Source organism: Noviherbaspirillum sp. (assembly GCF_035627455.1).
Classification (GTDB): Bacteria; Pseudomonadota; Gammaproteobacteria; order Burkholderiales; family Burkholderiaceae_D; genus Noviherbaspirillum.
In genome coordinates, this window is sequence record NZ_DASPLS010000011.1 from 22,786 (window position 1) to 29,364 (window position 6,579).

A 6,579-nucleotide genomic window follows, 5' to 3' on the forward strand; every position below is an offset into this window, starting at 1 on the left:
CCTCTTTGTTACTTGAAAATGGACGCGACGCGGCTGCGCAGCGCCGGCAGCACCTCGCGCTCGAACCAGGGATGCTGCTTCCACCAGGCCTGGTTGCGCGGACTCGGATGCGGCAGCGGAAAAACCGCCGGCAGGTATGATGCGTACGCGGCAACGGTTTCCGTCAGTGTTGCGTTGCCATTTTCCCGCAAATAATATGTCTGTGCATGACGGCCGATCAGCAGCGTCAGTTGCACGTCCGGCATCCACCGCAGCAAGCGCCCGTGCCAGGCCGGCGCGCATTCCGGGCGCGGCGGCAGGTCGCCGCTCGCGCCCTTGCCCGGATAGCAGAACGCGGTCGGCACGATCGCCACCCGGTTCTCGTCGTAGAACACCTCGCGCGGCAGGCCGAGCCAGTCGCGCAGGCGGTCGCCCGACACGTCGTTCCAGGGAATGCCGGTGTCGTGCACGCGCCGCCCCGGCGCCTGCCCGACGATCAAGAGGCGCGCGCCCGCGCCTGCCTGCACCACCGGCCGCGCGCCGTGCGGCAGATGCGCCTCGCACAGCCGGCAGGCGCGGATTTCCTTCAGCAGCAGCGGCAGCGTCGTCTTCGCCACATTCGCCCCGCGATCGGCTTCGCGTCAGCCGGCGCGCCTGGCCGCGATCGCATTGCCGGCACGGCTGACCGCCTTGCGGCCGAGATGCTGCGAAATGAACTGGCCGGCATCGACCACCGCGTCGAGATCGATGCCGGTATCAACGCCCAGGCCGTTCATCATGTACAGCACGTCTTCGGTCGACACATTGCCGGTCGCGCCCTTCGCATACGGACAGCCGCCGAGGCCGGCGACCGAGGAGTGGAAGGTCGAGATGCCGACTTCCATGCTCGCATAGATGTTCGCCAGCGCCTGGCCGTAGGTGTCGTGGAAATGGCCGGACAGTTGCGCGATCGGGAATTCCGCCGCCGCGCGCTCCATCACCGCCTGCACCTTCCTCGGGGTGCCGACGCCGATGGTGTCGGCGATGTCGATCTCGTCGCAGCCGAGCTCGCGCATCCGGCGCACCACATCGGCCACGCTGTCTGCCGGCACCTCGCCCTGGTAGGGGCAGCCGAAGGAACAGCTGATGCTGCCGCGCAGGCGGATGCCGTTCTGCTTCGCGGCTTGCGCGACTTCGCGGAAGCGCTCGATCGATTCCGCGATCGAACAGTTGATGTTCTTCTGGGAAAACGCTTCCGATGCGGCGCCGAAGATCACCACTTCATCCGCCTTCGCCGCGAGCGCGCCTTCGAAGCCCTTCATGTTCGGCGTCAGCACCGAGTAGATCACGCCCGGCTTGCGCCGGATTTTCTCCATCACCTCGGTCGAGGTGGCCATCTGCGGCACCCACTTCGGCGATACGAAGGAGGCTGCTTCGATGTTTGGAAAGCCGGCATCCGTCAAGCGGTTCACCAGCTCGATCTTGACCTCGGCCGCGATGGTTTCCTTTTCATTCTGCAGGCCGTCGCGGGGGCCGACTTCGACAATCTTTACCTTGCTGGGGAGGGTCATGATTTCCCTTTCGTTGAATTTTCCAATGCGAAGGCAGAAGGCGGGCTGCCGCCCGAAATCTTCACGCTCCATCCCCCCGTCGTTCCCGCGCAGGCGGGAACGACGGGGAGGTGACAGGTTGTTTCCACCTTGGTGGAAGGCGGTGGAAGGCGGGAACGCCGCTACGCCGCCTTGAACGCCAGCAACTGCGCCCCTTCCGCCACCTGGTCGCCCACCGCGTACAACAGGTCTTCCACGGTGCCGTTGGCCGGCGCCGCGATAGTGTGCTCCATCTTCATCGCTTCCATGATCAGCAATGGTGCGCCTTTTTCGACGGTCTTGCCTTTCTCGACCAGCACAGCGACGATCTTGCCCGGCATCGGCGCGGTCAGGCGGCCGCCTTCGGCTTCCGTTTCGCCGGCGTGCGCCAGCGGGTCGTTGTAGTGCAGCGGGAAATGCGCGCCGCCGGTGAACACGTGGAACATTTCGCCGTCGCGCACCACGGTACCGCGCACCGCCGCGCCGTCGAGCTTGACCACGAGATGCTTGCCGTCGCGTTCAACCAGCGTCATGCCGGCGGACACCGCGCCTTGCGCCACCGTCCAGCCAGTGCCGCGGTAGCCGACCGCCACCGGATACTTGCCGGCGTCGTCCGCGAAATCGAGAACGCGTTCCAATGTGCCGTTCATGCGCCAGCCGCTGGTGCCGGCCCACGGGTCATTGGCCGCGGCGCCGGTGTTCTGCTCCGACACCAGCAGCGAAGCCGCCGCCAGCGCGAGCACCGGCAGCTGCGTGGCCGGCGCCGGCGGGAACAGCGCGTCATGGTTGCGCTCGATCAGGCCGGTGTCGAGGTCGGCCTGCGAAAACGGCTTGCTTTCCACCAGTCGCTTCAGGAACGCGACATTGGTCGCCAGGCCCACCACCTGGTATTCGGACAAGGCCTGCGACATGTGCGCCAGCGCCTCGTCACGGTCGTTGCCCCACACGATCAGCTTGGCGACCATCGGATCGTAGAACGGCGAAATCGCATCGCCTTCGCGCACGCCGGAATCGATGCGGATCGCCGCCGGGTCGCCGGAAACGCTGCCCATGCCGAGCTCGAAGGTCACCGCCGCCGGCGTATGCAGGTGGCGCAGCGTGCCGATGGACGGCAGGAAGCCTTTTTCCGGGTTCTCCGCGTAGATGCGCGCTTCCAGCGCATGGCCGTGGATCTTCAGTTCCGCCTGCTTCTTCGGCAGCGCCTCGCCGGCGGCCACCCGCAATTGCCATTCGACCAGGTCGAGGCCGGTGATCATTTCGGTGACCGGGTGTTCCACCTGCAGGCGGGTGTTCATTTCCATGAAGTAGAAGCTGCCATCCTGGTTGGCGATGAATTCCACCGTGCCGGCGCCGACATAGCCGACCGCTTTGGCCGCCGCCACCGCCGCCTCGCCCATCGCGCGGCGGCGTTCTTCCGTCATGCCGGGCGCCGGCGCCTCTTCCAGCACCTTCTGGTGGCGGCGCTGCACCGAGCAGTCGCGCTCGAACAGGTAGACGCAGTCGCCCTTGCCGTCGGCAAACACCTGGATCTCGATGTGGCGCGGACGGGTCAGGTATTTCTCGACCAGCACCTTGTCGTCGCCGAAGCTGTTGATCGCTTCGCGCTTGCAGGATTCCAGCGCCGCCTTGAAGTCGGCGCTTTTCTCGACGATGCGCATGCCCTTGCCGCCGCCGCCCGCGCTGGCTTTCAACAGCACCGGATAGCCGATCTTGTCGGCCTGCTCCTGCAGGAAGTCCGGGTCCTGGGTGTCGCCGTGATAGCCCGGCACCAGCGGCACCCCGGCCTTTTCCATCAGCGCCTTCGCGGCCGACTTGGAACCCATCGCGCGGATCGCCGACGCCGGCGGCCCGATGAACACCAGGCCCGCCTGCGCGCAGGCTTCGGCGAAATCCTCGTTTTCGGACAGGAAGCCGTAGCCGGGGTGGATCGCCTGCGCGCCGGTGGCGAGCGCGACCTCGATCAGCTTGTCCGCGCGCAGGTAGCTTTCCTTGGCCGGCGCCGGGCCGATCAGCACAGACTCGTCGCACACCGCGACATGCTTGGCATTGGCATCGGCTTCGGAATACACCGCCACGGTCTTGACGCCGAGACGATGGGCGGTGGCGGCGACACGGCAGGCAATCTCGCCGCGGTTTGCAATCAGGATCTTGGTGAACACGCTGACTCCTTTGGAGGCTGTTCCCCGGCATGCCGGGGGAAGCTGTTAGTTGTTTTTGGTTAAACGTTCACTTGCATACACCTTCCCCACGAGAGGGGAAAGGAAACTTTTTTCTACTGCGTTACCTCGCACTTCGGCTCATGCTGGGTATGTTTCGTCCGCATGCCCAGCTTCTCCAGCAACACGCGGTCCGCCTCGACATCCGGGTTGCCGGTCGTCAGCAGCTTGTCGCCGTAGAAGATGGAATTCGCGCCGGCGACGAAGCACAGCGCCTGCACCGCTTCGCCCATTTCGCGCCGGCCGGCGGACAGGCGCACGCGCGCCTTCGGCATCGTGATGCGCGCCACCGCAATGGTGCGCACGAACTCCAGCGGATCGATCGGATCGGTGCCATGCAGCGGCGTTCCCTCGACCTGCACCAGGTTGTTGACCGGTACCGATTCCGGATACGGGTCCATGTTCGCGAGCTGCGCGACCAGGCCGGCGCGCTGCCGGCGCGACTCGCCCATGCCGACGATGCCGCCGCAGCAGACCTTGATGCCGGCGTTGCGCACGCGCTCCAGCGTGTCGAGGCGGTTCTGGTAGTCGCGGGTGGTGATGACGTTGTTGTAGAACTCCGGCGCGGTATCGAGGTTGTGGTTGTAGTAATCGAGGCCGGCCGCCTTCAGGCGTTCTGCCTGGCCGTCGGCGAGCATGCCGAGCGTCACGCAGGCTTCCATGCCGAGATCCTTCACGCCGCGCACCATCGCTTCGACGTGCTCGAGATCGCGGTCCTTCGGCTCGCGCCAGGCGGCGCCCATGCAGAAACGGGTCGCGCCGTGTTCCTTCGCGCGCCGGGCGGCGTCCAGCACTGTTTCCAGTTCCAGGATCTTCTGCGCCTTCACGTCGGTGTCGTAGCGCGCGGCTTGCGGGCAGTAGCCGCAATCCTCCGGGCAGCCGCCGGTCTTGATCGACATCAGCGTCGCCAGTTCCACTTCCTGCGGGTCGAAGTGTTCGCGGTGGACTTGCTGCGCACGGAACAGCAGGTCGCTGAACGGCAGGTTGAACAGTTCGACCACCTTGTCGACCGGCCAGCGCTGCGCGGCGATTTCGCGCAGCCTGGCAGGCGTGGGAACTTGCTGGAATGTGATCGGTTGCGACGACATGAAATGCTTCCTTTGCATCAAGGTGAAACGGTGCCGGGCCGCCGCGGCCAGCCCGGCAAACTGGAAAAATCGAGATGGTCGGCCGCCAGCGCCGGAAGCGGCGACGACAGGCGCGGAATCGTGCCCAGCAGCGGCGCGGGCAGGCGCGCGCTGAGCGCCTCGACGTTGTCGACGCCGTAGCGCATGCCGGGGTCGACAACGTTCGCAACCCAGCCGGCCAGCGCCAGCCCGCGCGCGGCGATCGCGTCGGCGGTCAGCAGCGCATGATTCAGGCAGCCGAGGCGCATGCCGACCACCAGCACCACCGGCAGGCGAAGCTGTTGCGCGAGGTCCGCGGTATCGGCCTGCGCCGACAGCGGCACACGGAATCCGCCGACGCCCTCGACCACCACCGCGTCGGCCGCGCTGGCAACACGGCCGTAGCAGTCGAGGATGTGCGCGATATCGATCGCGATCCCTTCCTGCGCGGCGGCGATGTGCGGCGCGGCCGCGTCGCGCAGCAGGTAGGGCGTGGTGAGTTCCACAGGCAGCGCGATGCCGGCGGCGGCCGCCAGCAGGTCGGCGTCCTCGTTGTGCCAGGCGCCGTCGCGCCATTCGGCGCCGGCAGCCACCGGCTTCATCGCGGCGGCGCGCACGCCTTGCCGCGCGAGCGCATGCAGCAGCGCGCAGGACACCAGGGTCTTGCCGATTTCGGTATCGGTGCCGGTGATGAAACAGCCGAAACGCGTGCTCATTGGCTTGCCTCCAGGCGGTTGAATGCCTGCGCCAGCCGCGCGACGTCGTCCGCGCAGTGTGCGGCGGACAGGGTGATGCGCAGGCGCGCGCTGCCGGCGGGCACGGTCGGCGGGCGGATGCCCGGCACCCAGAAGCCCTGCTCGTGCAGTGCGGCGGCGGCGCGCATCGTTTCCTCGTTGTCGCCGATGACGACCGGCTGGATCGCGGTATCGGAGGGCAGCAGCTTCCAGCGTTGCAAACGGAGCGCGCCGCGTAACTGCGCGACCAGCGCGCGCAGGTGCGCGCGCCGTTGCCGGCCCTCGTCGCCGGCGATCAGGTCCATGCTCGCCAGCAGCGCATGCGCGAGCGCCGGCGGCGCGGCGGTGGTGTAGATGTAGGGGCGGGCGCGCTGCACCAGCCATTCGATCACGGTCGCATGCGCGGCGACGAAGGCGCCGGCCACACCGGCGGCCTTGCCGAGCGTGCCGATGTAGACGCAATGCGGCGAACGCAGGCCGAAATGCTCGAGCGCGCCGCGTCCGTTTTCGCCGAGCACGCCGAAGCCGTGCGCGTCGTCGACCACCAGCCAGGCGCCGTATTGCTCGCACAATTGCAGCAGCGCAGGCAGCGGCGCGAGGTCCCCGTCCATGCTGAACACGCTGTCGGTGACCACCAGCTTCTTCTTCGCGCTGCTGGCCTTGAGCAGCGCTTCCAGCGCGGCGGTGTCGCCATGCGCAAACACCCGCACGTTCGCGCGCGACAGGCGGGCGCCGTCGATCAGCGACGCATGGTTCAGCTCTTCGGAAAAAATGTCGGCATCGCGCCCCGCGAGCGCGGAAAGCACCGCGAGGTTGGCCATGTAGCCGGTGCAGAAATACAGTGCGCGCGGCGCTTCCAGGTGCGGCGCCAGGAATCCGGCAAAGCGCTCTTCCAGCAGCGCATGCGCGCGCGAATGGCCGCTGATCAGGTGCGACGCGCCGCTGCCGGCGCCGTAGCGCGCCGCACCCTCCCGCA

Annotated in this window: 6 protein-coding genes; all 6 read right to left on the reverse strand. The window is 67.3% G+C overall.

The window, feature by feature from the left end; all coding sequences use genetic code 11:
• Positions 1-8 precede the first annotated feature (8 nt).
• Positions 9-596 carry a uracil-DNA glycosylase family protein gene (locus tag VEC01_RS01655; protein WP_324898110.1) on the reverse strand — a complete coding sequence of 196 codons (588 nt, stop codon included), beginning with the start codon at positions 594-596 and terminating at the stop codon, positions 9-11.
• 24 nt (positions 597-620) lie between these two features.
• Positions 621-1,529, reverse strand: coding sequence for a hydroxymethylglutaryl-CoA lyase (locus tag VEC01_RS01660; RefSeq protein WP_324898112.1), 909 nt, complete (start codon positions 1,527-1,529; stop codon positions 621-623).
• 161 nt (positions 1,530-1,690) lie between these two features.
• Positions 1,691-3,706: an acetyl/propionyl/methylcrotonyl-CoA carboxylase subunit alpha gene (locus VEC01_RS01665; protein ID WP_324898114.1), complete on the reverse strand. Its 2,016-nt coding sequence runs from the start codon at positions 3,704-3,706 to the stop codon at positions 1,691-1,693.
• Positions 3,707-3,819: 113 nt separating this feature from the next.
• Positions 3,820-4,851, reverse strand: a complete 1,032-nt coding sequence (gene bioB, locus VEC01_RS01670; RefSeq protein ID WP_324898116.1) for a biotin synthase BioB — start codon at positions 4,849-4,851, stop codon at positions 3,820-3,822.
• 17 nt (positions 4,852-4,868) lie between these two features.
• Complete coding sequence (bioD, locus tag VEC01_RS01675) at positions 4,869-5,585, reverse strand: dethiobiotin synthase (protein WP_324898118.1); 717 nt, start codon at positions 5,583-5,585, stop codon at positions 4,869-4,871.
• Positions 5,582-6,579 (reverse strand): 8-amino-7-oxononanoate synthase (locus VEC01_RS01680; RefSeq protein ID WP_324898120.1); only part of this gene is annotated, 998 nt, incomplete at its 5' end. The genes bioD and VEC01_RS01680, both read right to left, overlap by 4 nt.